The sequence below is a fragment of the Pseudoxanthomonas sp. LARHCG66 genome, assembly GCF_052871755.1.
In genome coordinates, this window is the sequence record NZ_JBIXJW010000002.1 from 465,708 (window position 1) to 489,242 (window position 23,535).

28 protein-coding genes are annotated in these 23,535 nt (G+C 67.4%); 14 read left to right on the forward strand and 14 right to left on the reverse strand.

Annotated features, from left to right (window positions below; translation table 11 throughout):
* Positions 1 to 30: 30 nt before the first annotated feature.
* The 5 genes from ACIPRS_RS09100 to ACIPRS_RS09120 form a co-directional block, all read right to left on the reverse strand.
* A complete protein-coding gene (locus tag ACIPRS_RS09100; RefSeq protein ID WP_337731663.1) occupies positions 31 to 225 on the reverse strand; it encodes a CPXCG motif-containing cysteine-rich protein in 195 nt (64 codons plus the stop codon).
* Positions 225 to 512 carry a DUF3247 family protein gene (locus tag ACIPRS_RS09105; protein ID WP_337731664.1) on the reverse strand — a complete coding sequence of 96 codons (288 nt, stop codon included), beginning with the start codon at positions 510 to 512 and terminating at the stop codon, positions 225 to 227. Before ACIPRS_RS09105 ends, ACIPRS_RS09100 begins: the two co-directional genes overlap by 1 nt.
* A 60-nt stretch (positions 513 to 572) precedes the next feature.
* Positions 573 to 1,250: a type 1 glutamine amidotransferase domain-containing protein gene (locus ACIPRS_RS09110; RefSeq protein ID WP_446538325.1), complete on the reverse strand. Its 678-nt coding sequence runs from the start codon at positions 1,248 to 1,250 to the stop codon at positions 573 to 575.
* A 61-nt stretch (positions 1,251 to 1,311) separates the two neighbouring features.
* On the reverse strand, positions 1,312 to 2,217 hold the full coding sequence (gene gnd / locus ACIPRS_RS09115) for a phosphogluconate dehydrogenase (NAD(+)-dependent, decarboxylating) (RefSeq protein ID WP_446538326.1): 906 nt from the start codon (positions 2,215 to 2,217) through the stop codon (positions 1,312 to 1,314).
* Between the two features lie 90 nt (positions 2,218 to 2,307).
* Positions 2,308 to 3,006 (reverse strand): alpha/beta fold hydrolase, encoded by a 699-nt coding sequence (locus tag ACIPRS_RS09120; RefSeq protein WP_192202193.1) that lies wholly within the window; start codon positions 3,004 to 3,006, stop codon positions 2,308 to 2,310.
* 117 nt (positions 3,007 to 3,123) lie between these two features.
* Here ACIPRS_RS09120 and ACIPRS_RS09125 point away from each other — a divergent pair, with 117 nt between their 5' ends.
* The 3 genes from ACIPRS_RS09125 (at position 3,124) to ACIPRS_RS09135 (ending at position 5,994) form a co-directional block, all read left to right on the forward strand.
* The gene (locus ACIPRS_RS09125) at positions 3,124 to 4,020 is read left to right on the forward strand and encodes a TIGR01777 family oxidoreductase (protein WP_446538327.1); all 897 of its coding nucleotides are present in this window, start codon (positions 3,124 to 3,126) and stop codon (positions 4,018 to 4,020) included.
* 579 nt (positions 4,021 to 4,599) lie between these two features.
* Complete coding sequence (locus tag ACIPRS_RS09130; protein ID WP_446538328.1) at positions 4,600 to 5,463, forward strand: SDR family oxidoreductase; 864 nt, start codon at positions 4,600 to 4,602, stop codon at positions 5,461 to 5,463.
* A 57-nt stretch (positions 5,464 to 5,520) separates the two neighbouring features.
* On the forward strand, positions 5,521 to 5,994 hold the full coding sequence (locus ACIPRS_RS09135; RefSeq protein ID WP_446538329.1) for a GNAT family N-acetyltransferase: 474 nt from the start codon (positions 5,521 to 5,523) through the stop codon (positions 5,992 to 5,994).
* Positions 5,995 to 6,066: 72 nt separating this feature from the next.
* Here ACIPRS_RS09135 and ACIPRS_RS09140 read toward each other — a convergent pair whose 3' ends face one another.
* Positions 6,067 to 6,462, reverse strand: a complete 396-nt coding sequence (locus tag ACIPRS_RS09140) for a low affinity iron permease family protein (RefSeq protein WP_337731671.1) — start codon at positions 6,460 to 6,462, stop codon at positions 6,067 to 6,069.
* A 146-nt stretch (positions 6,463 to 6,608) separates the two neighbouring features.
* Between ACIPRS_RS09140 and ACIPRS_RS09145 the strand changes: the two genes are divergently transcribed.
* The 3 genes from ACIPRS_RS09145 (at position 6,609) to ACIPRS_RS09155 (ending at position 8,885) form a co-directional block, all read left to right on the forward strand.
* Positions 6,609 to 6,995, forward strand: coding sequence for an MmcQ/YjbR family DNA-binding protein (locus ACIPRS_RS09145; protein WP_337731672.1), 387 nt, complete (start codon positions 6,609 to 6,611; stop codon positions 6,993 to 6,995).
* A 119-nt stretch (positions 6,996 to 7,114) separates the two neighbouring features.
* Entirely contained in the window at positions 7,115 to 7,528 is a 414-nt protein-coding gene (locus ACIPRS_RS09150; RefSeq protein ID WP_337731673.1) for a VOC family protein, read from the forward strand.
* Between the two features lie 91 nt (positions 7,529 to 7,619).
* Positions 7,620 to 8,885: an RNA polymerase sigma factor gene (locus ACIPRS_RS09155; RefSeq protein WP_446538330.1), complete on the forward strand. Its 1,266-nt coding sequence runs from the start codon at positions 7,620 to 7,622 to the stop codon at positions 8,883 to 8,885.
* Positions 8,886 to 8,891: 6 nt separating this feature from the next.
* On the opposite strand, the gene ACIPRS_RS09160 is transcribed toward ACIPRS_RS09155, so the two are convergent.
* Complete coding sequence (locus ACIPRS_RS09160; RefSeq protein WP_446538331.1) at positions 8,892 to 10,631, reverse strand: caspase family protein; 1,740 nt, start codon at positions 10,629 to 10,631, stop codon at positions 8,892 to 8,894.
* Between the two features lie 221 nt (positions 10,632 to 10,852).
* Entirely contained in the window at positions 10,853 to 11,371 is a 519-nt protein-coding gene (locus ACIPRS_RS09165) for a DUF1993 domain-containing protein (RefSeq protein WP_446538332.1), read from the reverse strand.
* Between the two features lie 317 nt (positions 11,372 to 11,688).
* Between ACIPRS_RS09165 and ACIPRS_RS09170 the strand changes: the two genes are divergently transcribed.
* Both ACIPRS_RS09170 and ACIPRS_RS09175 read left to right on the forward strand, forming a co-directional pair.
* On the forward strand, positions 11,689 to 12,222 hold the full coding sequence (locus ACIPRS_RS09170) for an outer membrane beta-barrel protein (RefSeq protein WP_192202202.1): 534 nt from the start codon (positions 11,689 to 11,691) through the stop codon (positions 12,220 to 12,222).
* Between the two features lie 111 nt (positions 12,223 to 12,333).
* Positions 12,334 to 12,852 (forward strand): adenine phosphoribosyltransferase, encoded by a 519-nt coding sequence (locus ACIPRS_RS09175; RefSeq protein ID WP_446538333.1) that lies wholly within the window; start codon positions 12,334 to 12,336, stop codon positions 12,850 to 12,852.
* 33 nt (positions 12,853 to 12,885) lie between these two features.
* Here the strand turns inward: ACIPRS_RS09175 and ACIPRS_RS09180 are convergent, their stop codons facing one another.
* Positions 12,886 to 13,095, reverse strand: coding sequence for a hypothetical protein (locus tag ACIPRS_RS09180; protein ID WP_337731678.1), 210 nt, complete (start codon positions 13,093 to 13,095; stop codon positions 12,886 to 12,888).
* Between the two features lie 431 nt (positions 13,096 to 13,526).
* On the reverse strand, positions 13,527 to 13,991 hold the full coding sequence (locus ACIPRS_RS09185) for a transposase (protein WP_337731679.1): 465 nt from the start codon (positions 13,989 to 13,991) through the stop codon (positions 13,527 to 13,529).
* A gap of 342 nt (positions 13,992 to 14,333) precedes the next feature.
* On the opposite strand from ACIPRS_RS09185, the gene ACIPRS_RS09190 reads away from it, so the two are divergent.
* From ACIPRS_RS09190 to ACIPRS_RS09200, 3 genes are all read left to right on the forward strand, one after another.
* Positions 14,334 to 14,948 (forward strand): ECF-type sigma factor, encoded by a 615-nt coding sequence (locus tag ACIPRS_RS09190; protein WP_337731680.1) that lies wholly within the window; start codon positions 14,334 to 14,336, stop codon positions 14,946 to 14,948.
* Positions 14,949 to 15,101: 153 nt separating this feature from the next.
* Entirely contained in the window at positions 15,102 to 15,374 is a 273-nt protein-coding gene (locus ACIPRS_RS09195) for a hypothetical protein (protein WP_446538334.1), read from the forward strand.
* A gap of 109 nt (positions 15,375 to 15,483) precedes the next feature.
* Positions 15,484 to 16,122, forward strand: coding sequence for an isochorismatase family cysteine hydrolase (locus tag ACIPRS_RS09200; RefSeq protein WP_446538335.1), 639 nt, complete (start codon positions 15,484 to 15,486; stop codon positions 16,120 to 16,122).
* Between the two features lie 16 nt (positions 16,123 to 16,138).
* On the opposite strand, the gene ACIPRS_RS09205 is transcribed toward ACIPRS_RS09200, so the two are convergent.
* Positions 16,139 to 16,882, reverse strand: a complete 744-nt coding sequence (locus tag ACIPRS_RS09205) for an SDR family oxidoreductase (protein WP_446538453.1) — start codon at positions 16,880 to 16,882, stop codon at positions 16,139 to 16,141.
* A gap of 304 nt (positions 16,883 to 17,186) precedes the next feature.
* Between ACIPRS_RS09205 and ACIPRS_RS09210 the strand changes: the two genes are divergently transcribed.
* Entirely contained in the window at positions 17,187 to 17,609 is a 423-nt protein-coding gene (locus tag ACIPRS_RS09210; protein ID WP_337731684.1) for a hypothetical protein, read from the forward strand.
* Positions 17,610 to 17,732: 123 nt separating this feature from the next.
* Here ACIPRS_RS09210 and ACIPRS_RS09215 read toward each other — a convergent pair whose 3' ends face one another.
* On the reverse strand, positions 17,733 to 18,569 hold the full coding sequence (locus tag ACIPRS_RS09215) for a hypothetical protein (RefSeq protein ID WP_192202211.1): 837 nt from the start codon (positions 18,567 to 18,569) through the stop codon (positions 17,733 to 17,735).
* A 206-nt stretch (positions 18,570 to 18,775) separates the two neighbouring features.
* Between ACIPRS_RS09215 and ACIPRS_RS09220 the strand changes: the two genes are divergently transcribed.
* Entirely contained in the window at positions 18,776 to 19,228 is a 453-nt protein-coding gene (locus ACIPRS_RS09220) for a hypothetical protein (RefSeq protein WP_446538336.1), read from the forward strand.
* A gap of 109 nt (positions 19,229 to 19,337) precedes the next feature.
* Positions 19,338 to 19,916: a mechanosensitive ion channel family protein gene (locus ACIPRS_RS09225; protein WP_337731686.1), complete on the forward strand. Its 579-nt coding sequence runs from the start codon at positions 19,338 to 19,340 to the stop codon at positions 19,914 to 19,916.
* Between the two features lie 21 nt (positions 19,917 to 19,937).
* On the opposite strand, the gene ACIPRS_RS09230 is transcribed toward ACIPRS_RS09225, so the two are convergent.
* Both ACIPRS_RS09230 and ACIPRS_RS09235 read right to left on the reverse strand, forming a co-directional pair.
* Positions 19,938 to 22,082, reverse strand: a complete 2,145-nt coding sequence (locus ACIPRS_RS09230; RefSeq protein ID WP_446538337.1) for a methyl-accepting chemotaxis protein — start codon at positions 22,080 to 22,082, stop codon at positions 19,938 to 19,940.
* Between the two features lie 152 nt (positions 22,083 to 22,234).
* Positions 22,235 to 23,467 (reverse strand): MFS transporter, encoded by a 1,233-nt coding sequence (locus tag ACIPRS_RS09235; RefSeq protein WP_446538338.1) that lies wholly within the window; start codon positions 23,465 to 23,467, stop codon positions 22,235 to 22,237.
* Between the last annotated feature and the right edge of the window lie 68 nt (positions 23,468 to 23,535).

Consider the following 23,535-nt stretch of genomic DNA (forward strand, 5'->3'; position numbering starts at 1 on the left):
GCGCGGCGGTGCGAACACCGCGTCAACGGCTCAGGCCTCGTCCTGTCCCCACGCGTCCACCTCGGCCATTCCGTCCGCATCGATGGTCACCCGCACCTCGATGGGCTTGCAGCAGACATGGCAGTCCTCGACGTAGCGCTGGTCGCCGGCCGAATCATCCACGACCAGCGTGATGACTTCCCCGCAGTACGGGCAGGTGATGTCGGCGGATGGCAGGTGCGGCATCAGGCCGAGCCCAGCGCCGTCACCGACGCGATTCGGTCCAGCCACAGGAAATGCGCCACGTGCGGGCGCGCGCCATCGTCGATGCGGACCACGGCATTGAAGCCTTCATGGCCTTCGGCATCGCGGAACACCTGCACGCTGGGCCGCACCGGCACGATGCCGGTGATGGAGCCGCCATCGGTGAGCTTCAACTCCACCATCGCCTCGTCCGGCAATTGCAGGATCAGCGCCTCCATGCGGGCGATGTCGTCCTGGCGGGTGTAGAGATGCTGTGGCGCGTGCGTCATGGCTCGGCTCCGTGCGGATGGCCCACCCTAGTCCCGGCGCGGTAAGCGGCCGTGAACACATCAGCGCAGCAGGCGCAGCACGTCCTCGGCCGCGGCTTCGGACGAGGCGGGATTCTGTCCCGTCACCAGCCTGCCATCGGTCACTACATACGACTGCCACACGGCGCCGCGCTCGTAGTGCCCGCCGTTCTTCTTCAGCACGTCTTCCAGCGAGAACGGTACCACGTCGGCCAGACCGACCGCCGCTTCCTCTTCGTTGGAGAAGCCGGTCACGCGCTTGTCCTTCACCAGCGGTTCGCCCAGGGCGCCGCGCGTGTGCCGGAACACCGCCGGCCCATGGCACACCGCCGCCACCGGCTTGCCGGCGGAGAACGCCTGCTCGATGAGCCGGATGGAATCGGCATCCTCGGCCAGGTCCCACAGCGGACCATGCCCGCCCGGATAGAACACGGCATCGAACTCGCCATCCACCACGTCCTTCAGGCGCAGCGTGCCGGCCAGTGCGGACAGTGCGTCCGCATCCTCGTTGAAGCGCACGGTGGCGGCGGTCTGCGCATCGGGTGCGTCGCTTTTCGGGTCCAGCGGGGGCTGCCCGCCCTTCGGCGACGCCAGCACGACCTCCGCGCCCGCATCCTTGAACACGTAGTACGGCGCGGCGAATTCCTCCAGCCAGAAGCCGGTCTTGTGCCCGGTATCGCCCAGGCGATCGTGGGACGTCAGTACCATCAGGATCTTCATCGGCGTTTCCCTCGTGTCGATGCGGCCAGACTAGCCTCGCCTGCGATAAGGCCAGGTGAGCCTAACCCTGCTTCACCGCATGCCCGCCGAACTCGTTTCGCATCGCCGCCAGCAGCTTGTCGGCATAGGAATCGTCATCGCGCGAGCGCAGGCGTTCCAGCAGCGACAGCGTGATCACCGGCGCGGAGACATTGAGGTCGATGGCCTCGGCCACGGTCCAGCGGCCTTCGCCCGAATCGGCCACGTAAGGCGCGATGCCCTGCATCTCCGGATTCTTCTTCAGCGCATCGGCCGTCAGGTCCAGCAACCACGAGCGCACCACGCTGCCATCGCGCCAGATGTCGGCCAGCGCCCCCAGGTCGAACGCCATCTCCTGCTTTTTCTTCAGGATGGCGAAGCCCTCGGCGTACGCCTGCATCATTCCGTATTCGATGCCGTTGTGGACCATCTTGGCGAAGTGGCCCGCACCGCTCGGACCCACCCGGCCCCAGCCACTGTCCGGCGCAGGCGCCAGCGTGGCGAACACGGCGCGCAGCTGCTCCACCGCGCCGGCGTCGCCGCCGATCATCAGGCTGTAGCCTTCCGCCAGGCCCCACACGCCACCGCTGGTGCCGCAGTCGAGATAGTGGATGCCGGCGTCGCCCAGCTGTGCGGCACGGCGCTGGCTGTCCTTGTAGTTGGAGTTGCCGCCATCGATCACCGTGTCGCCCGCCGACAGCAGCGGACGCAACTGGTCCAGGGTGTCATCGACCACGTGCCCCGCCGGCACCATCAGCCACACCACGCGCGGCGTGGGCAGCGCCGACACTGCGTTCTGCAGGCTGGCGTGCGCGACGATGCCGCGCGCCTCCGCCTGCTGGCGCGCGGCATCGCCCGGATCGTAGCCGCGCACCGCGTGGCCGCCGCTTACCAGCCGCTCGGCCATGTTGGCGCCCATGCGCCCCAGCCCGATCATCGCCAGTTCCATGTGTACTCCCGTGTGGTCAGTCAAGAAGAAGAGGTTCCCGCACATTGTCCGCCCTGCGCACGGCCATGGCGTGCATGCGCGTGCGGCGGCTCATGCGGCCAGCAGCCAGTCGCGCAGGACCGTCGAGGTTTCCTGCGGGACTTCCATCGGAGGCAGGTGTCCGCAGCGCGCGAACACATGCAGCCGCGCGCCCGGAATGCGCTCGTGCAGGATCCGGGATTCTTCCGGCAGCGTCATGCGGTCGTCCTCGCCCACGCCGACCAGCGTCGGCACGGCGAGGGTGGGCAGCAGCGGCAGGGAATCCGGACGATCGATGATGGCGCGCTGCTGGCGCAGGAACGCATCGCGGCCGACGCGCTGCGCCATGGCCATCACCTCCGCGCCCACGGCGTCGTCCACCCGGCTCTCGTGCACCAGCTGCGGCAGCAGCTTGCGGGTGACCCCCGCGAAACGCCCGGACTCGGCCATCGCCAGCCCCGCCCGCCGCACGGCGAGCCGCTTCGGCGGATCCAGGCGCGCACTGGTGTCCAGCAACGCCAGCCGCGCAACGCGCTGCGGCGCCTGGCGCAGGATCTCGAACGCGACATAGCCGCCCATCGACAATCCCGCCAATGCGAACACCGGCGGCGCCGTGGCCAGCACGCGCGCTGCCATGCCGGCGACGCTGTCGTCCCGGGTCAGGTCGGCGTGATGCACCGCCGCGACGTCGGCCAGGGCTTCAGCGGGCGCATGCCACAAGCGCTCATCGCACAGCAGACCGGGGAGCAGGAGCAGGGGTAGCGAAGCCATGCCGACAGTGTAATCACCCGCATGCCGGACCATCGCCGATCGCCGTCGACGGTCCGTTCCACATCCGCAACACGCACACCTGCGTAAGCTGGAGGCATCCCTCACGAGTCCTGCTGCATGCGCGTCCTGATCACCGGCGGTACCGGCTTCATCGGCCAGGCCCTCTGCGCCCGCCTGTTGCAGGCCGGCCACACCGTCAGCGTGCTGACGCGCGACCCTGCTCGCGCCCGTGCGCAGCTGCCGGGCGTGGACGCGCTCGCCACGCTGGAGGAGGCCAGCGGAGTGGAAGCGGTCGTGAACCTGGCCGGGGAGCCGCTCATGGCCGGGCGATGGAACGCGGAGCGCAAGGCGGCATTCCGGGCTTCGCGCATCGGCACCACGCAGGCGCTGATCGCGTGGATGGCACGCCAGGCCGCGCGCCCGCGCGTGCTGGTATCCGGCTCGGCGATCGGCTACTACGGCCCGCGCGACGACGTGGCGCTGGACGAATCCGCCGCCCCCGGCGACGACTTCGCCGCACGCCTGTGCCTGGACTGGGAAACCGAAGCGATGCAGGCCGAAAGCCTGGATGTCCGCACCTGCCGCGTGCGGACCGGCATCGTGCTCGGCACCGAGGGCGGCGCACTGGCGAAGATGCTGCCGCCGTTCCGCATGGGAGTGGGCGGACCGATGGGCGATGGCCGGCAATGGATGAGCTGGATCCATCGCGACGACCTGGTCAGCCTGGTCCAGTGGCTGCTGGAACGCGATCAGGCCGGCGGCGCCTACAACGGCACCGCACCCGCGCCGGTGACCAACCGCGACTTCGCACGCGCGCTGGGCAAGGCCCTGCATCGCCCCGCCGTACTGCCCACGCCGGCCTTCGCGCTGACCCTCGGCTTCGGTGAAATGGCCCAGCTTCTGCTCACCGGCCAGCGCGTGCTGCCCGCGCATGCACTGGCAGAGGGGTTCACGTTCCGCTTTCCCACGCTGGAGACGGCGCTTGAGGACCTGCTGCGGAGCCCGGCGAGGTGACCGCGGCCACCCGCGAGACGTTTTGCCTGAGCCACCAGCCCATGTGTGAGTGGAATGAGGCTTTTCGCCTCGTGCGCCAGCCCGGATGAGAGAAGCGTCAGGCTTCTTGGCTGTCGCGTCAGGCTATGTGTGAGTAGAGAGAGGCTGTTCGGCTGGCGCGCCAGGCTTGATGAGAGAGGAACGAGGCTTTTCGCCTCATGCGCCAGCCCGGATGAGAGAAGCGCCAGGCTTTTTGGCTGTCGCGTCAGGCTATGTGTGAGTAGAGAGAGGCTGTTCGGCTGGCACGCCAGGCTTGATGAGAGAAGAACGAGGCTTTTCGCCTCATGCGCCAGCCCGAGTGAGAGCAGCGCCAGGCTTTTTTTGCGCACGCGCTAGCCTTGACGGGAGAAGCGCCGGCCTTCTCCACGGACACGCCCGGTCATCGGTGACGCGAGTCCGGTTTCCGGATGCCCACGGCAAGCGCAGCGTGAATGTCGCGCGCCCCCATGGCGGCAGCGATCACGACGATCTTCATCGCCTGCCGACGGAGGCGTAACGTCCGCGCACTTACGGTCGGGACGTTCCTTCCAGGAGTGCGTCATGCCCACCAAGAAGCGCGTCAACCGTCCGCAGACCCAGCGCCGCCAGCCCGGCCGCCAACCACGGATGCAGCCCGAACCCGAAACCATCCGCCCCGGCTACCGCGGCAGCGGCCGGCTGGAGGGCAAGGTGGCGCTGGTGACCGGTGGCGACAGCGGCATCGGACGGGCGGTGGCGGTGCATTTCGCCCACGAGGGTGCCGATGTCGCGATTGCCTACCTGGAAGAAGATCGCGATGCACGGGAAACGCAGCGCTTGATCGAGGCCACGGGTCGCCGCGCCCTGGTCGTGCGCGGCGACCTGGCCACGCCGGCCCGCTGCCGCCGCGTGGTCGCGCGTACGGTGAAGCAGTTCGGTGCGCTGGACGTGCTGGTCAACAACCACGCGCAGCAGTACCCCGTGGATGCGCCGGAAGAACTGACGCCCGCGCGCCTGCGGCATACCTTCGAGACCAACCTGTTCTCGTTCTTCCACCTGGTCGACGCTGCGCTGGAACACCTGCCGGAGAAGACCGGCTGCATCATCAACACCGGCTCGGTGACCGGCGTGCGCGGCCACGACACGCTGCTGGACTATGCCGCGACCAAGGGCGCGATCCATGCGATGACGTTCTCGCTGGCCAAGTCGCTGGCGGACCGGGGTATCCGCGTCAACGCGGTCGCACCGGGTCCCATCTGGACGCCGCTGATCCCGGCCTCGTTCACCCGCAAGCAGGTGGCGGAATTCGGTTCGGACACGCTGATGAAGCGCCCCGGCCAGCCGTCGGAAGTCGCGCCGGCGTATGTATTCCTGGCCAGCGAGGATGCGCGCTACATCACCGGCCAGCTGATCCACATCAACGGGGGCGGGCATATCTCGGCGTGAGCCGAGGCACGGCATACTGAGGATGCCGCCCCGGTGTCCTCGTCCTCGTTCTCGTCCATGCCGACGCTTCGCCCCTACCGTCCCGACGACGCTTCCACGCTGGCCGATCTGTACGCCAGATCCGTCATGCACTACGGGCCACGCGCCTACACCGCGGCGCAGGTGTCCGCTTGGGCGGCGACGGCGACCCTCGAGGGGACGGCAGCCCGTTGCACCGACGGGCGCCACGTGCTGGTCGCGCAGGATGCCGACGGATCGGTGCTGGGCTTCGGCGACATGGAAGACGACGGGCACCTCGACTTCCTCTACATCGCACCGGAAGCCGAAGGCATGCGCGTGGGTTCGCTGCTGTACGCCGCACTGGAGGCGCATGCGCTGCACTTGCACGTGCCGCGCATCTTCGTGGAAGCCAGCGAGCTGTCGCGGCCGCTGTTCGAGCGCCGCGGCTTCCTGATGCTGGGCCGCAACGATCTGTCGCTCGGCGGCGTGGCCATCCACAACTACCGGATGGAGAAGCGGTTGCCGGCGTGATGGACCATCGCGCCGGGATTCCACTCACCCGAAGGCCGGGATGGAACCAAGCGCAATCGCGGCATCCATGGGCTACCTGCGATCCGCCTTCGCCTGCTGCGCCTCGCGCGCCTGCCGCGCCATGTCCTCGTAGCGGGCGCGCAGGGCGTCGAGCTCCTTCTCTTCCATTTCCTCCAGGTCGAGCAACGCGTTGTTGGCGTTGCGCGAGACGCGGATCAGCTCGTCCAGCTTGATCTGCATGGCTTCGGTGTCGCGGTTCTGGGTGTTCTGGATCAGGAACACCATCAGGAAGGTGATGATGGTGGTGCCGGTATTGATGACCAGCTGCCAGGTGTCGCTGAAACCGAACATCGGCCCGCTGATCGCCCATGCCAGCAGCACCGCCAGCGCCAGCGCGAAACACGTGGGCCTGCCGGTGAACGTGGAGGCCGCCTTGGCCACGCGGGTGAACAGGGAGGGGGACGACATGGCGGGCGATCCTGTGCATGGCAAGGCACGCAAGGTAATCCGTTGCACGAAGGCGGGTGTGAACATCGTCGTCTCGCGGACAGCCGCTGCCCTCGACCGTGTCGGGGCCGGCGCTTCGCCCGCCGTGGCGGCGTTAGCATGCCTGCATGGATGTCGCCGCCCTCAAACGCCATTGCAGGTCCCTGCCCGGCGCCGTCGAACAACGGTACGACGCACCGGCCAACATCCTGGTGTATGCGGTGGGCGGCAAGCGCTTCGCCTACTTCAAGACCAGCGAACCGGAGCGGTGGCGTTTCAGTTTCAAGGTGCCGCCGGAGCGCTTCCTTGAACTGACCGACCAGCCCGGCATCAAGCCCGCGCGCTGGCTGGGGCACCACCGCTGGGTCACGGTGGTGGACGTTTCCACCGTGCCGGCCGATCACCTGAAGGACTTGGTGGCGTGGTCATACCGGTACGCCTGGGACAGGTTGAGCCGGCGGCAGCGTGCCGAGATCCGGGAAGGGGCGACGGCCCCGGACGGAAAGGTCCGCTGAGCGGCGTGCGCCCCGAATGAAGAAGACCGGCCTGGCATGTCGATTCCGGGCACGCCGGTTCGTCGAAGGAAAGAAGCAGGGCTGGCCAGGCCCGTACCCATCACCCCAAGGAGCGCACCATGAACGTCAATCCCTACCTGATCCTCAATGGCGACTGCGAAGCCGCCTTCACCTTCTACGCGCAGGCCACGGGCGGCACGCTGGGGCCGATGATGCGCTTCGAGGGCACCGAAGGCTGCGAGGACATGCCGGCCGAGTACAAGCAGAAGATCATGCATACGCATGTGATGTTCGGCCAGACCGTGCTGATGGGGTCGGACAACCACCCGTCCTATCCGTACGAAGGCGTGAAGGGCTGTTCGGTGTCGCTGTCGGTGGACAGCATCGCCGACGCGGAACGCATCTTCGCCGCGCTCTCCGATGGCGGCCAGGTGACGATGCCGCTGGCGCAGACTTTCTGGGCGGTACGCTTCGGCATGCTGGTCGACACGTTCGGTGTGCCGTGGATGATCAACTGCGAGAAGGATGCCTGATGCCCGTGCGGGAACGTCGTGCACACCGTGATGCCCCTGTTCGCTGCGCTGCGACTTTCACCGGTCGCGGCGCCGTGGTGTGATGCGCGGCATGTCGACCTCCCCTGCCCATCGCGCGATCGATGCCGTCTGGCGCATCGAATCCGCGCGCGTGATCGCCGGTCTCGCCCGCATGCTGCGCGACCTGGACCTGGCCGAAGAACTGGCGCAGGACGCGCTGGTGTCCGCCCTGGAAACCTGGCCCCGTGACGGCGTGCCGGACAACCCGGGGGCGTGGCTGATGACCACCGCCAAGCGCCGTGCGATCGACCGGTTGCGGCGGCTCCAGTTGCTGGACCGCAAGCACGAGGAACTGGCGCGCGAGCTGGAGGATGTGCAGGAGGAACGGCGCGCGCGTGACGAAGACGCGCTGGATCACGACATCGACGACGACCTGCTGCGGCTGGTCTTCGTGTCGTGCCATCCGGTGCTGTCGATGGAGGCCCGCGTGGCGCTGACGCTGCGCCTGCTGTGCGGGCTGACGACGGACGAGATCGCGCGCGCGTTCCTGACCTCCGAACCTACTGTCGCCCAGCGCATCGTGCGTGCCAAGCGCACCCTGGCCGACGCCGACGTGGCGTTCGAGGTGCCACGCGGGGAAGAGCTGCAGGAGCGCCTTTTGTCGGTGCTCGGCGTGGTGTACCTGGTCTTCAACGAAGGGTATTCGGCCACCAGCGGTGACGGCTGGATGCGGCCCGCGCTGTGCGAGGAAGCGCTGCGTCTGGGCCGCATGCTGGCCGCACTGGCGCCACGCGAACCGGAAGTGCACGGGCTGGTCGCGCTGATGGAGATCCAGGCCTCGCGCCTGCACGCGCGCACCGGCAAGGACGGTGAGCCGGTGTTGCTGCTGGACCAGGATCGCGGCCGTTGGGACCACCTGCTCATCCGGCGCGGACTGGCCGCGCTGGAGCGCGCCGAACAGCTGGGCGGTGCATTCGGCCCGTATGCGCTGCAGGCCGCCATCGCCGCCTGCCATGCCCGCGCCGGCACGGCGGATGCGACGGACTGGGCGCGGATCGCAACGCTGTACGCGGCACTGGCACAGGTGAATCCGTCACCGGTGGTCGAACTGAACCGTGCGGTCGCCGTGTCGATGGCCGCCGGTCCGGCCAGTGCGTTGCCGCTGGTGGACCGGCTGCGCGACGAACCGGCGATGAAGCAGTACCACCTGCTGCCCAGCGTGCGCGGCGATCTGCTGTTCAAGCTGGACCGCCGCGACGAAGCACGTGCGGAGTTCGAGCGCGCGGCGGCGATGACCCGCAACGCGCGCGAGCAGGCCCTGCTGCTGGCGCGCGCGCGCGAGTGCGCCGCCGGGTAAGCCCCGCTACATCCAGCGCGACAGGCGGATCTCGGGCCCGGCCAGGGCGGCAGTCTGGTCGTAGTCCAGTTCGCGCAGTTCCTGCGAGGTGTGTTTCACCAGATCGCTGACCTTCAACCGCCGCCGGTCCCCATGGCCCCCGGCCAGCATGCGGCGCATGTTCTTCACCAGCGCATAGGTGAACGCACCATGCTGGACCGCGCCGTGCTCGTATTCGTAGGCGAATTCGCCTTCCTGGCACGCGTACAGCAGCAGCGGCATGTACGGTCCCTTGTGGCCGAGCTTCTTGCGCATCTGGCGCGCTTCACCCAGCGGCAGCGTGCGTACCGGCAATGCATAGCCCAGGCGGCCGCTCATGTCGCCCAGCGGCATGGTGTCCTGGTCGACGGCCAGCTGCTTGCGCTCGTTGAGTTCCAGTTCGCGCGGCACCCACATCTCCCGGGCGGCGTTCCACTTCATCGCACGATGGCGGATGTCGTCCGGCGGGTTGAGTCCGCGCATGCGCGCCGGACCACCCTTGGCCATGCCGCCGGAATGGCAGCAGTCCAGCAGGATGCTGAAATCCACGTCGTATGGCAGCTGCACGTAGCGCTCGAACAGCCAGTCGTCGGTGAGCGCGGTGTCCTCCGTCCAGTCGAAGTCGTAGGGCACCAGCGTTTCATCCATGCGGTCGACACGGTCCCCCAGGCCGTAGCTGGGCAGCTGGGCGCCGTGCCCGCTGTAGTACAGGATGCGCTGGTCGCCACTGCGCACGCCTTCGAGCAGCCAGTCCACGCGCTCGCGGATGCCATCGGCGGTGGCGCGCTCGTTCAGCACCACGCGGATGTCGCCGGCATCGAAGCCCTGTTCCTGCAGCATCGCGCTCATCAGGAAGACGTCGTTGACGCAACCGCCCAGGCGCTGGTCCGGGTCGGGATAGTCGTTGATGCCGATCAGCAGCGCACGCTTGCGCGGCGTCGCCACGCGGCAGGCGACCGGCGTCTGTTCGCGCAGGGCGCGGGTGATGCGCGTGGTTTCATCGTTGAGCACATCGAACCAGAACGTGCTGATGGCCTGCGGATGGCGCAGGTACTCCTCGGCCGCATGGTCGGCGTTGCCGGGAATGTCGAAATGCGTGTCGACCTGGCGGAAGTTGTCGGCAGCAATGGAGACACGCGCCGTGAACACCGAATCGAAACGGTTGTAGAGGTGGTACCAGAAGCGCGCCTTCTCGATCGCGCTGAGGCGACCGGCCTGGTATTCACCACGCACGAAGGGATTGCCGATCTGCGAGCCGAGCGATGCGAAGTAGCGGCCATTCGCGGTGGCGCGCGTTTCTTCATGGGTGAAGGTGTCGTAGCAGACCAGCGACCCGAGGCTGTGGCCGAGCACCACGTGCGGCTTCATCGCCTCGATGCGCTGTACCAGCCGCGTCCGGGTCTGCTTGCGGAACGTCGCGCTCTCGACCCACTTCACCACCATGCCGGCGGTGTGGCGCAGCTTAGAATCGTCGCCGCGCGCACGCCTGAACGGGGCAGTGATGCCGTTCGCCAGCAGCCGCGCCAGCGCTTCGAGCGTGTCCCCGAGGCTGACCTTGTGCAGGGCGAAGATATCGTCGTAGTGGCAGTACTGGATGTCGAGCGCGCGCTCGGCATCGACCTGGCGGCAGGCGTCGTGGATCGCCGCCTCCCATTGCTGCTGCCATGCCCCGCCCGGCGGATGCTGGCCCACGCCATGCACGCACAGGATACGTAGTGCCGTTGCCATCGCTGCTTCCTCCCTGATGTGGTCCCGGCGTCCGCGCAGGCGAGGTGGCCTCGCATGGCGTGGATGCCCGGCCGACAGTATCGGAGCAGCGGGTCGCATGCCGTGACACGGGCAGCAATCCGTCGCCGCAGGGCAACCGGCTCCTCAGGGAAGCCACCGCACGGCAGGGAGCGCGCGGTTCACTCCTGACAACGCCATGCGGTGGTGGCGGAGGACACCGCTCAGGCGGCGGGGCCGAGGTAGTCCAGCTTGCCCAGCGGCACGCCGTTGTGGCGCAGGATGGCGTAGGCGGTGGTCACGTGGAAGAACAGGTTGGACAGGGCGAAGCCGAGCAGATAGCCACTGCCATTGAACGTCAGGTCGCCGCGCGTGCGCGTGGTCAGCGTGACCACGCGATCTTCGCTGCCCTCGAAGGCGCTCTCCTCGAACGTGCCGAGATACGCGGCCACCGCATCGAGTCGCGCAAACAGTTCGGCGAACGTGGTCTCCACGTCCTCGAAGCGTGGGGATTCCACCCCCGCCAGACGCGCCGCGCCAAACTTCGCGGTATCGGTGGCGATCTGCACCTGCCGGACCAGGGGCAGCATGTCCGGATACAGCCGCGACTGCAGCAGTACGGCAGGTTCATATCCCTGTTCGCGCGCATGCGCCTCACCCTTCTCCAGGACCTGGCGCAGGTTGCCCAGCGCACGCAGGAAGACGGGAATGGAAGCCTGGTACATCGACAGCGCTGCGCTCATGGCGGAGTTCCGGAGAAAGAAGAGCGCGAGGATAGTCGGGCGCGTGGTGGTTGATTAGCCACGGTTCGCGGGAGAGTGCATCCCATCGTGTCCATTCCGCGCGCGATGCGCCGGAACGCGCTGCGTGATGCAGGAAGGAAGCAGGCACGCGTGCGTTCCATCCGCGGGAAAGTGCGTCGCCATCATCGACCTTGGACGCCCTCCCGACACGCCCATCTTCTTCGTGCAACGACAGCTGCCCTGGCATTCCGCCCGGACCTGTCGCTGGCGACACCGCTCTCCCTCCCCCCGCGGTGTTCCTGCTGGAGTTGATAGCAATGAAGAAGAACAAGATCCTGTCCCGCACTCTCCTCGCCGTGCTTGTCGGCGCTGCCGCGTTCGGTGCGCAAGCCGCCGACAAGGGGTTCCATGTCGGCGCAGGCGTGGGCCAGTCGCTGGTGGACGAAGCCGGGTACGACGACGAGGACACCGCGTTCTCCGTGTTCGGTGGTTACCAGTTCAATCGCTGGTTCGGTCTTGAAGGTGGCTACGCCGATCTCGGCAAACTGGAAACGGACGGCATCGGCCGCGACATCGAGGCCAGCTCGGTCTACCTGACCGCGGTGGGCACGGTGCCCTTTACCGACAAGTTTTCCGGCTACGCCAAAGCCGGCTTCCAGCGTTGGGACCTGGATACTGCGCTGCCGGGCGTGACCGGCACGACAGACGACAACGGCACCGACCCGGTCTACGGCGTCGGCCTGCAGTACCGGCTCAATGACACGGTCGCCCTGCGCGGCGAGTACAGCCGCTTCGAAGTGGAAGATGCCGATCTGGACCTGGCGCAGCTTCAGGTCCGTTACGACTTCTAAGCAGCACCCGACCGCAAGCCACGAGCCGCTGGCCCTGCCAGCGGCTCTTCTTTTTTCTGCGGATGACGCGACTGCGTTAGCATCGGCGGCCTCCCTGGATCCGAGCTCCCCATGCCCGCCTGGACCGATCACATCCGCGACGTGCCCGACTTCCCCAAGCCCGGCATCCTGTTCAAGGACATCACGCCCGTACTGGCGCACGCGGTTGCCTTCGCCGATGCGATCACCTCGATGGCCGAACCCTGGCGTGACGCAGGCATCGACGCGGTGGTGGGCGTGGAAGCGCGCGGCTTCATCCTGGGCGCCGCGGTGGCGCGCGAACTGGGAGTCGGCTTCGTGCCCGTGCGCAAGCCGGGCAAGCTGCCGGCGCACACGCTGGCGCTGGACTACGGACTGGAGTACGGGCGTGATCGTCTCGAGATCCACGCCGATGCCATGCCTGCGGGCGCACGCGTCATCGTGGTGGACGACGTGCTGGCGACAGGGGGCACGCTCAAGGCGGCCGTGCAGCTGGTCGAACATCAGGGCGCCACGGTGGTCGGGACAGGCGTACTGGTCGAACTCGGCTTCCTGGGAGCGCGCAGCGCCTGGACCCATCCCGCGCCGCTGTACGCGTCGGTGGTGTTCTGACATCCATCGCACCGCCTGGCGCGGACACCGCGCTCACTCGATGACGCGGCTCACATAGGCCCCCGTGCCGACGACCAGGAAGGTGTCGTTGTCGATGCGGCGTACGCGGCTCCCATCCTCCAGCACATACCTCGGCATGGCGGGAGCGTCGCCATGCGTCGCATCGCCTGCGTTGCCACGATGTACCTCGATACGGCAGCGACGACCCTCGGCATCCTGCGCCGTGAAGACATGGGTGCTCATGCGGGTGCTCCTGACAGCAGGGTGCCCAAGCATAGGCGGCGAACCGTTAAGCGGACTGAAGCGGAATGTAATCAATCCGTGTGTGCGCAAAGAACGAGGGGGAGGCATTGCACCTCCCCCTCAGGCGCCGAAGCGCGATACCCGTCATGTGTCGGGCATGACGGGCTGCGAGCCGGTTCCTTGGGGATCGGGCCGGCCCACCTAGCTGTCGGGCGGGGAGCGCCGACAGATAGCCTTCGGAAAGAGGCGATGTCGCGCAGGCAGCTGCGCCTGCAGAAGCATTCCCCCCAACCATGTGATGAATCCGCAGATGCATGTCGCGCGATGACGCCGGGCCACCATGCGAAGCAGCGCGGGCTACCGCACCCAGGGGAGGCTTTCCTCCGGGCGCCCTGCTTTCCACTTCCTGTACATGCCGCGCGAAACGCGTCTCACGATGCGCGCATTGCCCGGCTGAGATGCTTGGTGTTGTTGCGATGGAGATAGCGTTCGACCAGGGCCTGGAGGTCTCGCCCACGCTGGTCCTGCCGATCGAACCGCGCAAGTACCTCGTTCCAGTTGCCGTCCTGCGCCCAACGGATGAACCGCACATAGATGCCATGCCAGGAGCCGAATTCGCGCGGCAGATCCGACCAGTACGCGCCGGTCTGCGCCACCCAGAGAACCGCTTCGATAAACCGGCGCGCATTGCCGCCATGGCGCGCACGCGCGCCAACCCGGCCCGGGAGCGCCTGCATCAGGAAATTCCATTCTTCCGCACTGAGCCGCTGCGTAATCGGCCATTGGCTGATGGCACGCGGACCCAGCCCCTGGGGCAGAGGCCAGGACTGCGGCCCTGCGACGAGGGGGTGCTGACGTGTCACGAGTTCGTCGCCTTCTTCACGCAACGTGCCCATCAATGCCTCATGCCGCATGCGGAACCCCTCGGGCCGCCGCGAGGGAAAACCCCCGCGTCATGGCCAGATTGGCTGGAAGACCCCTACCACAGACTCTTTTCGCGCTATGCATGACACCCCTCTTGCTGGTCGACCGTTCGCCCGGAAACACCCAGGCCCCCCCACTTCCCACCCCTTTGCAGGGATGCCTTCTCCACTGCGACATGACCCGCGAATGCGCCGTTACGGCTTGCATGTCCAAGCGCAGCCGGGTCATATATGGGACGAGATCGTGATGAAAGGCACAGTCCGGACATGAGAGAGAAGAGGGACCCGGATGGCGCTGGACCTGATACGAGCGGCATGCTGCACCCCCGAGGCAACGAGGATCTGGCCCCGCCGGACCCGGATTCGGTCACCCAACTGCTGCGCAACGTGGAGAACGGGCAGCCCGGGGCCTGGAACCAGATCTACGCGTTGCTGTACCGGGACCTGCACCAGATTGCCCGGTCGCAGATCCGCCAGCAGCGCCGCAGTCATGTGAGGTCTCCTACCTCGCTGATCAGCGAGACCTGGCTCAAGCTCGCCAGCGCCGATTTCAGCGTCGAGAATCGTGCCCATCTGGTCGCACTGGTGGCGCGCGCGATGCGCTTCGTGCTGTTGGACGAAGTGCGGCGTGCGCTGGCGGAAAAGCGCGGCGAAGGCATGGACCTGTTGCCGCTGGACGAGAACACGGAGCCGGGGCAGGGTTCACGGCTGGAGCAACTGCTGATCCTCGATCAGGCGTTGAACGACCTTGCCAAGCTGGACGAGCGGCTGGCGCAGGTGGTGGAGATGCGCTATTTCGGGGGCCTCAGTGAGCTTGAGATCGCCGGCGTGCTGAAGGTGACCGAGCGCACCGTGCGCCGGGATTGGCGCAAGGCGCGCGCGTTCCTGTTCAGTCACCTTGGCGACGGTGAGCTGCCTGAACCGTTCTGACCGGGCAGCACGCGTATCTTTCATTACGCCGGACGTCCGGGATTGCGGCCGGAAGGCGAATGATCCCGATGTGAGCGAAAACCTTCCCCTCCCTCAAAGGTTCACGGCCCCGGAAGCGGAGCCGTTCCCGCCGTCTGACAGGGCGGCGATGGGATGAAGGCCTGCCTGACGCTCGCGCTGGAACTGTTCGACGCCTATTCGGACATGGGCGATGAAGAGCAGGCTGCGGCCCTGGCCGTCCTGAGACGGTCCGATCCAGCGCTGCATGACGCGCTGGTCCAACTGCTGGTCACCGATGCCCTGGACCATGAAATGGACGTGCCGCCCTGGGTCGGCCACGCGGGCGCCGGCGATGCCATGCCAATGGACGAACTGCCGGATGACGCGACGGCTGAACCGGCGGGCGGGCGCGCCCAGCGCGCCTGATGACGGCGCCACGCTGCGGCCCGTCGCGCACGCCGATGCAATGCGGGGAAGGCCCGCGGCGCGATGCTGCCGCTTCGGACCACTGTCCGCGTCATGAGGACACGCTGCCATGTCTCCCATGCAGGGCTATCCCGCCGGGCGTACCGCGCTGCTCTTCGTAGACCCTTACAACGACTTCCTCGCGGAAGACGGAAAACTCTGGCCGCTGGTGGCCGACATTGCGCGCAGCGTGGATCTGCATGCCCACCTGCGCACCGTGGTGTCCTGCGTCAGGCAGGCAGGATTGCCCGTGTTCATCGTGCCGCACCATCGCTCGGAGCCGGATGATTTCAAGGGCTGGGACCATCCGACGCCGTACCAGTTGGGCGCGGCACGCGTGCAGCCCTTCGCAAAGGACAGCTGGGGCGGCGAGTGGCACCCGGATTTCGCGCCTCAACCCGGCGACATCATCGCCAAGGAACACTGGGGAGGCAGTGGCTTCTCCAACACCGACCTCGATTACCTGTTGAAGCAGCACCGCATCACCCATGTGATCCTGGTGGGCCTGATCGCCAACACCTGCATCGAAACCACGGGCCGGTTCGCCTCGGAGCTGGGCTACCACGTGACCCTTGTGCGCGATGCCACCGCAGCCGCCAGCGCGGCCGCGATGCATGCCGCGCATGAAATCAACGCCCCCACCTACGCGCACGCCATCCTGACCACCCAGGGCCTTGTCGATGCGCTGACGGCACGTGCGCGTGTCTGATCGGCTCCGCGCAAACCTACTTCCGCGATGACCAGGTTGCGTAATTCGTCGGCGCGATGCGGGCGGCGCCCGTGGGCAGCAACGTGTCGTCGTCCAGCGATACGCCGAAATACAGGGCCCCGGCGGTGGCCCTGACTTCGCGCTTGTCACCGCAGGTTCGCAGGTGGTCCGCAACGAATGTCGCCATCGGGCGCGCCTCCGGCCCGGCGATCTCCACGATGCCCTCCACCGGCGTCGAATCGACCACGCCCGCCAGCATGGCGGCCACGTCATCGGCCGCCATCGGTTGCATGCGCGCCATCGGCAGCAGGATGTCTTCGCCCTGCACGCCGGACTGCGCGATGCCATCCATGAACTCGAAGAACTGGGTCGCGCGCACGAGGGTGTAAGGCACCCCACCCGCCCGGATGCGCTGCTCCTGCGCCCACTTGGCACGGAAATAGCCACTTCCCTGCAGGCGTTCTGTACCGACCACCGACAGCGCCACGTAGTGACGCACACCGGCGTGCGCTGCGGCTGCCAGCAGGTGTCCGGTGGAGGCTTCGAAGAACGCCTTCACCGCCGCATCCTCGAACGAAGGCGCGTTGGCGACATCGACCACCACATCGGCGCCCGCGAGTGCGGCCGCCACGCCTTCTCCGGTCACGGCGTTCACACCGGTGGACGGCGCTGCGACCACCACTGCATGCCCCTCGGCCGTGAGCAGCGCGACTAGGCGCTTCCCGATCAGACCGGTACCTCCCACAACGACGACTTTCATGGATCGACTCCCTTGGACTGGATGGAATGACAGCGCTTCGAGCCGCCATGCCATCCAGGACGCCGTACCGCGCCACGGCGTGACAGCCCGCCGGTCGCGGCCGCTGCGCGCGTTTCCCGTCCGCATGCTGAGGCATGCGTCGCAATCCGGCTCACAGTCACGCCGAACGCCTGCCGCGCTGCCCCGTTCATCATCACGACGGAATGTGGAAGTGCGACGGTGTTAGCAACCGGCCACCCGGGGGTTGTCGCTAGCATGGCGTGGTCGGGCCGTCACCGGCCCGGTTCTCGCGCAAGGAGCGCACATGACCACACATGCGGCCGCCGGATTCGCCGGCACCTGGCACCTGCTACCCGAGCAGTGCGACTACCAACTCGGGCGCCCTCCGCGGAGGGCGCTGTATCAACTCGACTGCGCCGCCGACGGTGCGCTGTCGATCGCGTCGGAATGGCTGGGCAAGAACGGCAAGCGGCATCGGGCCGCCTTCGACGGCCGTGTCGACGGCACCCCGTATCCGTACCACAGCACGCCGCATGCCGATGCGCTGAGCTTCGAGTCCGTATCTCCCACGCAACTGCACTCCACCACTTGGCACGACGGCCGCGAAGTGCAATGGTCCGAGCGCGAGCTGGTCGATCCGGACACCCTCGTGATCCGCATGCGCGGCCATCTCAGTGATGGCCGCTGCTATACCAATGTCGGCGTCTACCGTCGCCAGGACAGCTGACGCCACGGCGGAACGCCACGCCTGCCACGCACCCCCTCAGCAACTGACACAAGAAGGGCGCCCATGGGGCGCCCTTCCTTTGCACGTCGTTCCCGGCCGTTCACGTCCGGGACCGGATGCGGGTCATCGCGTCTGCACGCAGTTCTGCAGCCACAGTACGCGCTTGAAATCGTCATAACGCAGGAACTGGCCCTTGAACGTCACCTTGTCGCCCTTGCGGAACGTCAGCACGTTGGCCAGCTGGTTGGGACGGAACAGGCACGCCACGCCCACGCGCGGCTCGTTGTCGCCCGGCACCTGGATCAGCATCTTGCTCTGGTCGGGGATCTCGAAGGACACGTTGTAGTCCTCGCCATCTTCCTGCACGTAGTCCACCCGGCCACGCAACGCGTAGTTGCGGCCCTTGTGGCGCGCGGTGACGGCCACGGCATTGCCCTTGGCTTCACGCGCGATCTCGCGCGAGAAAATGAAGACGTCCTTCACCGTGACATCGGCGTTGTTCTGCGTCTTCGCGCCCTGGGCCGCGGCGGCACGGCCTTCCTTGCCCCCCTTCAGCTTGGCGAACAGCGTGCACATGTAGGGACGCATGGCATCGGCCTTGGCGATCTGGCCCTTCTCGGTCTTGACCGTCATCTGCACGATCGCATCCTTGCCCTCGGCGCTCACGTTGATCAGGGTGGGAATGGCGCGCGTGGTGCCGGTGGAACGCTGTTCGACCAGCATGGAACCGGTCTCCGCATCCTCGGTGATCACGTCCATCTTCTCGGCGATCATGATGCCGCGCAGCTGGCCCATCGCATCCTTGACGGTCGAGTCCGGCACGGTGACGCGGCTGCTGAAATCGGTGCCGGAGAAAATGCTGCCGGACTTGCTGAAGTTGTCCTCGCATTCACCCGCGATGGCCGCGGGCGCCACGCTCGACAGGGCGAGCGCGATGGCGGCAAGTAGCTTGTAGGTCATGTGGTCCTCACATAGTGGAAGTGTCTGGGGTCCGGATACGACGGGCGGCGCTTCCTGCCCGCGCCAGACCCGGCCCCACGGCATTCTTGCAAGGGGGACCGTGCATCACAAGCAGCCCGTGCCTTCGCGCGCTGCACCTGCCGTACCGGACCCACGATCCACCTGCCATAGAATGCGCAACCAAACTTCAAACGCGCATCAAATCCATGACCGCAGGACCCTGCCGTTCCCACCGCCCTGGGGTTCTCCACATTCCGGCGCTGGCAGCGTTGTCGCTGGTGGCGGGCATGGCCTGCGGCGGCGAGCCGGCCGCCCCGCGTGAACTCCCTCCGGACGTCCAGGCCGATGTCACCGCGATCGCCGGGCACCTGGCGCAGGTGAGCGACACCTCGCCGGCCCTGTCATGCGACAAGGCCGTGGAGAACGCCCGCTGGGGCGTGGAGACCATGCTGGAGGTCGGCGAGAAGAACCTGCGCGCCGGCTACATGAGCCAGCCCGCCTACGATGCGGCCACCCCGGCGCTGAAGCGCCTGCTGGCTGCACTGACCGCGGAAGACTGTGCGGCCGCCACCGGCGCGCGGCGCGACTTCTACCAGTGCATGTCCAGCGACTACAACCACGTCTACGCATGCGGCAAGGCCCATCCCTTCGACCCATGATGCGCGCGGTTGACCATCCGCGAGGCGCGGGCCACCCTTCCAGCATGAACATCCAACTCTCACTGGCAAAGGCGCCGACGGCGCGTCATGCATCGCGGCAGGAAGGCTGATGGCGTCGCTGCGACTTCCCGACTGGTTGCAGGAATGGGCGAGCCTCGCGATTCCCGTCGCGCAGGCGCTCGGGATCCTGCTCGCCGCCTGGCTGCTGTTGCGCCTGCTGCGCATCGTGGTGCGCCGGATCTGCGATCACTACCGGCTGCCCGCGCAGGTTGCCGTGAGCGCGCGCCGGTTGCTCGGCGTGCTGCTCTACGTTTCGGCGTTCATGCTCGCATTGGGACGGCTCGGCGTATCGGGCAGCGTGCTGTGGACCGCACTGACGGGCTTCACCGCGGTCGCCGCAGTCGCGTTCTTCGCCGCATGGAGCGTGCTGTCCAACATCTTCTGCAGCGTGCTGATCCTGACCACGCGTCCGTTCCGCGTGCACGACCACATCGAAGTGCTGGAGAACGGCGACAAGCCCGGCCTGCGCGGGCGCGTGATCGACATCAATCTGCTTTACACCACCCTGCTGGAAGAAGACGCGCTACGCGGCGACACCGTGCTGCAGATCCCCAACAGCCACTTCTTCCAGCGCACCACGCGGCGCTGGCGGTCGGGCTCGCCCCCCGCGACCACCTCACCCGAATAGTCCGCCAGCGCCGGTACCCGACTAGGCAGCGGCCAGTGCGCGTACACGGCCAGGGGCGAGACCAGGCGACGCACGCGGATCCAGCACGAACACATTCACCGCCCCGATGAGTTCGCGCGCCTGATCTTCCATCGAGCGGGCGGCGGCCGATGCCTCTTCCACCAGCGCGGCGTTCTGCTGGGTGGTTTCGTCCATCTGCACGATGGCCTGGTTGACCTGCTCGATCCCGGCACTCTGCTCCTGCGAAGCAGCCGAAATCTCCGCCATGATGTCGGTCACCCGCTGCACGGCGGTGACGATTTCGCCCATCGTCGCGCCGGCCTGGTTCACCAGCGCCGAGCCATCGGCCACCTTGTCCACCGAGGTCTCGATCAGGCCCTTGATCTCCCTGGCGGCATTGGCGCTGCGCTGTGCCAGCGTACGCACTTCGGAGGCGACCACGGCGAAGCCACGGCCCTGCTCGCCGGCCCGCGCCGCTTCCACTGCCGCATTGAGGGCCAGGATGTTGGTCTGGAAGGCGATGCCGTCGATGACCGAGATGATCTCGGCGATCTTCCGGGAAGACTGCTCGATCTCGGTCATCGTCGTGACCACGCGTGCGACCGTCGCACCGCCTTCCGATGCCACGCTGGCCGCACCGATCGCCAGCTGATTCGCCTGGCGTGCGGATTCGGCGTTCTGGCGCACCGTGGAGGTCAGTTCTTCCATCGAAGCGGCGGTTTCTTCCAGATTGGCCGCCTGCTGCTCGGTGCGGCGCGACAGGTCGCTGTTGCCTGCTGCGATCTCCCCCGCTGCCGTGTTGATCGACGATGACGCGCCCTGGATCTGGCGCACGATGGTGCGCAGTTGCGCCACCGTGGCATTGGCATCGTCCCGCATGGTGGCGAACACGCCGTGGAAGTCGCCTTCCATGCGCGCCGTCAGGTCGCCGCGCGCGATGGCCTGCAGCAGCGACGACACATCCGCCAGGTTGCCATCCGTGGTTTCCATCAGGCGATTCAGGCCGTCCACCATGTTGCGGAAATCGTGCTGGTATCGCTGCGTGTCGCCGCGACGGCTGAAGTCGCCCGACGCCGCCGCCAGTGCCAGCTGCCTGATTTCGGCGTTGATCGCAGAGAGATTCGCCTTGGTGGTGCGCATGGCGTCCGTCAATGCGGCTTTCTCACCGGGCAGCGCCTCCATGTCGATGGACAGGTCGCCGACCGCGTAGCACTGCATGATCTCCACCAGCCGCTGCATCACCGCGATGTGCGACGCCACCAGCGCGTTGGTGTCACGCACCATGCGCCCGTATTCGCCGGGGAAGCGCGAATCGTCCATGCGGAAGCTGATGCTGCCTTCGTCGTGGCGCAACGCCATTTCGCCCTGCTCGGCGATGACGCCCTGCAGGGTCGCGGTCATGTCGGCCATCGCCGTGCCCAACTGGCCGATCTCGTCGCCACTGCGCACGTCGACCCGCTTGTCCAGGCGCCCGGCCGCGACCGCCCGCGCGGCAGCGGCGGCCTCGACCACAGGACGGATCACCGACCGCCGTATCCACCACGCCAGTACCAGTACCAGCACGATCGCCGCCACCACCGACAGGGCCGCGCACCCCACCAGCATGCGACGCGCGTCCTGCGAGCGCGCCACCACTGCCGCATCGGCAATCGTCTTGGTGCGCGCCACCAGGGCTTCGAGCGTCTCGCCCAACTGGCGGTCCATGCCCTTCACCAGGCGATCGCCTTCCTGCGTGTCGTAGCCCCCTGCCGCGAACTGCACCAGTGCGGCGCGGTAGTTGCCTTCCAACGCGTGATGCTGGGTGGCGAAATCGGCCGCCAGCCTGCGCGCCTGCGGATCGGCGATCCCGCTGGACAGGGTCTTCGCCAGGGCGGCCACCTCGCGCCCCTTCCGATCGAAGGCGCCGACGTACTTCGCCCGCTGCTCCTCGTCGTGTCCGCGGATGAGGATGTTCTTCCACTCCTGCACCTGCACGCGGAAGTCGCGGCTCAGGCGCTCACCCTCCGCGGCCTGGGCCACCTCTTCGGGCACCTCGGTGGAAAGACTGAGCCACGCCGAACCCAGGCCGGCCAGCGCGCACAACAGGATGACGGCAAGCCCCAGGGTCAGGGCGCCCAGCAGCTTGGTCTGCAGGCTGAGGGGGCGGGAAGCGGAATAGGACGACATGGCGGTACGACGTTGGGAAGGAATACACCTTCCTTAGCGGCGCGCGGCACGGCGAATTGACGCGCCACCGCCCTGCATTCCGCAATCCACGACCGCCATCTCTTTGTTTCAGTTTGATGACACGCATGTTGCCGCACGACAGCGCGCGTAGCTCAGCGCGTCAGCTCGCAGGCGAGCGCCGTCGCCTCGGCACGGGCGGTATGCCGCGCCCATGCATAGACCAGCAGGCCCACCACGGCGGTCGCCGCACCGACGTAGCCGGTCGATGTCCAGCCCAGGCCGGCGGTGATCGCCATGCCGCCCAGCCAGGGGCCGAGTGCATTCGCGGTATTGAAGGCCGCGTGGTGTGATGCGGCGGCAAGCGTCTGTGCATCGCCCGCCACATCCATCAGGTGCGACTGCAGGATCGGCCCCAGCGCGCCCATCAGACCGATGGCGACGGTGGCCAGCAGGATCGTCGGCAACGTGGTCGCCAGCCACGGAAACAGCAGCAGCGCCACGATCGCCCACGCCAGCACCATCCACGCGCCGCGCAGCTGGAAACGGTCGAACAGCCAGCCACCGACGAAGTTGCCGATCACGCCGCCCACGCCGAAACCGGCCAGGCCCAGCGGGATCCAGGCCGGCGATACGCGCGTCACGTCAAGCATCGTCGGCGCGAGGTAGCTGAAGACGCAGAACATGCCCGCGAAACCGATCGCGCCGATGCCCAGCGCCTGCCAGACTGGCACGCGGTTGAAGGCTCGCAGCTCATCCAGTGGCCTGGCCTTCGGGCCATCGATGCCGACCGGCAGCCAGACCGCCAGCAACACGCCCGTCACCAGCGCGATGATCGCGACGAAGGCGAACACCCAGCGCCAGTCGATCATCTGGCCCAGCCAGGTCGCCAGCGGATTGCCGATCAGGATGGCCAGCGTCAGGCCCAGCATCACCAGGCTGATCGCACGGCCGCGCTTGTTGGGCGGACTGATCGCCACCGCCGTCAGTGCGGCCACGCCGAAGTACGCGCCATGCGGTAGCCCGGCGATGAAGCGGAACACCAACAGGCTTTCGTAGGTCGGCCCGAGTGCGCTGGCCAGGTTGCCGAGCGCATAGAAGCCCATCAGGGCGAGCAGCAGCGTCTTGCGCTTCCAGCCCGCACCGAGGATGGCCAGCAGCGGCGCGCCCACCACCACGCCCAGCGCGTAGGCGCTGATCAGGTGGCCGACCTGCGGCTCGGTCACGCCGAGCGAGGCCACCATGTTCGGCATCAGCCCCATGCTGGCGAATTCGCTGGTGCCGATGGCGAAGCCCCCCAGCGTCAGCGCGAACAGGATCAGGCCGATCTGGCGCGCGGTGAGCTGGTCGGCGACGGAAGGGAAAGAAATCGGGGGCGTAACGTCCATGACGCATTATGCTGCGGCGCAGCAGCCGCAGTCGACCCCACGACTGGAACGCTGTCCGCTATCCGCCG

What these genes read in the sequence shown, in the direction of transcription:
- ACIPRS_RS09100 (WP_337731663.1), bottom strand. Translation starts at nt 225, where the DNA reads ATGCCGCACCTGCCATCCGCCGACATCACCTGCCCGTACTGCGGGGAA.
- ACIPRS_RS09105 (WP_337731664.1), bottom strand. Translation starts at nt 512, where the DNA reads ATGACGCACGCGCCACAGCATCTCTACACCCGCCAGGACGACATCGCC.
- ACIPRS_RS09110 (WP_446538325.1), bottom strand. Translation starts at nt 1,250, where the DNA reads ATGAAGATCCTGATGGTACTGACGTCCCACGATCGCCTGGGCGATACC.
- gnd (WP_446538326.1), bottom strand. Translation starts at nt 2,217, where the DNA reads ATGGAACTGGCGATGATCGGGCTGGGGCGCATGGGCGCCAACATGGCC.
- ACIPRS_RS09120 (WP_192202193.1), bottom strand. Translation starts at nt 3,006, where the DNA reads ATGGCTTCGCTACCCCTGCTCCTGCTCCCCGGTCTGCTGTGCGATGAG.
- ACIPRS_RS09125 (WP_446538327.1), top strand. Translation starts at nt 3,124, where the DNA reads ATGCGCGTCCTGATCACCGGCGGTACCGGCTTCATCGGCCAGGCCCTC.
- ACIPRS_RS09130 (WP_446538328.1), top strand. Translation starts at nt 4,600, where the DNA reads ATGCCCACCAAGAAGCGCGTCAACCGTCCGCAGACCCAGCGCCGCCAG.
- ACIPRS_RS09135 (WP_446538329.1), top strand. Translation starts at nt 5,521, where the DNA reads ATGCCGACGCTTCGCCCCTACCGTCCCGACGACGCTTCCACGCTGGCC.
- ACIPRS_RS09140 (WP_337731671.1), bottom strand. Translation starts at nt 6,462, where the DNA reads ATGTCGTCCCCCTCCCTGTTCACCCGCGTGGCCAAGGCGGCCTCCACG.
- ACIPRS_RS09145 (WP_337731672.1), top strand. Translation starts at nt 6,609, where the DNA reads ATGGATGTCGCCGCCCTCAAACGCCATTGCAGGTCCCTGCCCGGCGCC.
- ACIPRS_RS09150 (WP_337731673.1), top strand. Translation starts at nt 7,115, where the DNA reads ATGAACGTCAATCCCTACCTGATCCTCAATGGCGACTGCGAAGCCGCC.
- ACIPRS_RS09155 (WP_446538330.1), top strand. Translation starts at nt 7,620, where the DNA reads ATGTCGACCTCCCCTGCCCATCGCGCGATCGATGCCGTCTGGCGCATC.
- ACIPRS_RS09160 (WP_446538331.1), bottom strand. Translation starts at nt 10,631, where the DNA reads ATGGCAACGGCACTACGTATCCTGTGCGTGCATGGCGTGGGCCAGCAT.
- ACIPRS_RS09165 (WP_446538332.1), bottom strand. Translation starts at nt 11,371, where the DNA reads ATGAGCGCAGCGCTGTCGATGTACCAGGCTTCCATTCCCGTCTTCCTG.
- ACIPRS_RS09170 (WP_192202202.1), top strand. Translation starts at nt 11,689, where the DNA reads ATGAAGAAGAACAAGATCCTGTCCCGCACTCTCCTCGCCGTGCTTGTC.
- ACIPRS_RS09175 (WP_446538333.1), top strand. Translation starts at nt 12,334, where the DNA reads ATGCCCGCCTGGACCGATCACATCCGCGACGTGCCCGACTTCCCCAAG.
- ACIPRS_RS09180 (WP_337731678.1), bottom strand. Translation starts at nt 13,095, where the DNA reads ATGAGCACCCATGTCTTCACGGCGCAGGATGCCGAGGGTCGTCGCTGC.
- ACIPRS_RS09185 (WP_337731679.1), bottom strand. Translation starts at nt 13,991, where the DNA reads ATGGGCACGTTGCGTGAAGAAGGCGACGAACTCGTGACACGTCAGCAC.
- ACIPRS_RS09190 (WP_337731680.1), top strand. Translation starts at nt 14,334, where the DNA reads ATGCTGCACCCCCGAGGCAACGAGGATCTGGCCCCGCCGGACCCGGAT.
- ACIPRS_RS09195 (WP_446538334.1), top strand. Translation starts at nt 15,102, where the DNA reads ATGAAGGCCTGCCTGACGCTCGCGCTGGAACTGTTCGACGCCTATTCG.
- ACIPRS_RS09200 (WP_446538335.1), top strand. Translation starts at nt 15,484, where the DNA reads ATGTCTCCCATGCAGGGCTATCCCGCCGGGCGTACCGCGCTGCTCTTC.
- ACIPRS_RS09205 (WP_446538453.1), bottom strand. Translation starts at nt 16,882, where the DNA reads ATGAAAGTCGTCGTTGTGGGAGGTACCGGTCTGATCGGGAAGCGCCTA.
- ACIPRS_RS09210 (WP_337731684.1), top strand. Translation starts at nt 17,187, where the DNA reads ATGACCACACATGCGGCCGCCGGATTCGCCGGCACCTGGCACCTGCTA.
- ACIPRS_RS09215 (WP_192202211.1), bottom strand. Translation starts at nt 18,569, where the DNA reads ATGACCTACAAGCTACTTGCCGCCATCGCGCTCGCCCTGTCGAGCGTG.
- ACIPRS_RS09220 (WP_446538336.1), top strand. Translation starts at nt 18,776, where the DNA reads ATGACCGCAGGACCCTGCCGTTCCCACCGCCCTGGGGTTCTCCACATT.
- ACIPRS_RS09225 (WP_337731686.1), top strand. Translation starts at nt 19,338, where the DNA reads ATGGCGTCGCTGCGACTTCCCGACTGGTTGCAGGAATGGGCGAGCCTC.
- ACIPRS_RS09230 (WP_446538337.1), bottom strand. Translation starts at nt 22,082, where the DNA reads ATGTCGTCCTATTCCGCTTCCCGCCCCCTCAGCCTGCAGACCAAGCTG.
- ACIPRS_RS09235 (WP_446538338.1), bottom strand. Translation starts at nt 23,467, where the DNA reads ATGGACGTTACGCCCCCGATTTCTTTCCCTTCCGTCGCCGACCAGCTC.